Below are 1,272 nucleotides of genomic sequence, written 5' to 3' on the forward strand. Positions count from 1 at the left end.
GGCAGATTCAAGTGGTGGGTGCAACGGTGAGTATCTCGTTGAGCTTATTGGCTGGTTTGGCCCAGGCCAGGGTCTTGCGGGGTCGGGTGTTCAGCAGCCGTTGCATCTCGGCGATCTGCTCGTCGCTGACGGCGGCGAAGTCGGTCGATTTGGGGTAGAAATCCCGGATCAGGCCGTTGGTGTTCTCGTTGGTCCCGCGTTGCCAGGGTGAGTGCGGGTCGCAGAAGAACACCTGGCAGTTGGTGGCCAGGGTGAACTCGGCGTGCCGGGCCATCTCACAGCCCTGGTCCCAGGTCACGGTCTTACGCAGCGAGGCGGGTAGGTCGCGCATCATCGCGGTCAACTGCTCGGTCACGGTGGCCGAATCATGGGTCAGCGGCAGGCGGCGGACCAGCACGTACCGGGTGCTGCGTTCGACCAGGGTGATCAACGCGGACGTGCCGTCGGTGCCGATGACCAGGTCGCCTTCCCAGTGCCCAGGCACGGCACGATCTTCGACTTCCGCGGGGCGCTGGGTGATCATCGCTTCGTCCCCGATCCAGGAGCGGTTACTGGCCCTGGGTGGCAGGTTCGAGCGGGGTCGGCGCCGGGACCGCCCGGTGCGTAACGCTTTCTCTACCAGCAGTTCTTGGCGTAGTGATCCTTTGCCTTGCACGTACAACGCTTGGTAGATCGTTTCGTAACTCACGTGCATATCGTCGCGGTCTGGGAACTGGATCAGTAGCTGCGCTTCGATCTGCTCGGGGGAATACCGCTCCGTGAGCAACCGCAGCACCTCAGCGCGAAGCGGGGTGCCCGGGCCCAGCTTGCAGGCCCGCGGCCGGCGCCGCCGCGCCCGAGCAAACGCAACTGCTTGGCGGGCCCGATACGACCCATCATGAGGATCTCGTCCCCGAGCGACTTCCCGCCACACCGTGCTGCGGTGCACTCCCAGTTCGGTCGCGATCTTGGCCAGGCTGACCCGCTCGTTCAGCCGCAGATGGATCAGCACCCGTGCCTGGTCGTTCAACCGGCCCAGCTCATCAGTCCACGGACCAGCCACGGGCGCTGGTTTGCTCACCCCGGCCGCTCCGCCATGGCGTCCTAGAATCAGCGTCATACCGGCCAGCTTGGCCCACGAACGCACCGTGGAATAACTCACGCCCACACCACGCGCGACCTGCTCAGCGCTCATACCCTGCGACAACAACCGCAACGCCCGACGACGCTCTGCAGACAAATCTCGCAACACAACCTCCACGGTTCGTGTTGCACCCACCGCCTGAACCAGCC

General features: G+C 64.8%; 1 protein-coding gene. It reads right to left on the reverse strand.

Annotated elements, in window-relative coordinates; all coding sequences use genetic code 11:
* Positions 1 to 7 precede the first annotated feature (7 nt).
* Entirely contained in the window at positions 8 to 1,258 is a 1,251-nt protein-coding gene (locus tag AZH51_RS07900) for an IS30 family transposase (RefSeq protein WP_367188036.1), read from the reverse strand.
* Positions 1,259 to 1,272: the final 14 nt, after the last annotated feature.

Source organism: Branchiibius sp. NY16-3462-2, assembly GCF_001594145.1.
Lineage (GTDB): Bacteria > Actinomycetota > Actinomycetes > Actinomycetales > Dermatophilaceae > Branchiibius.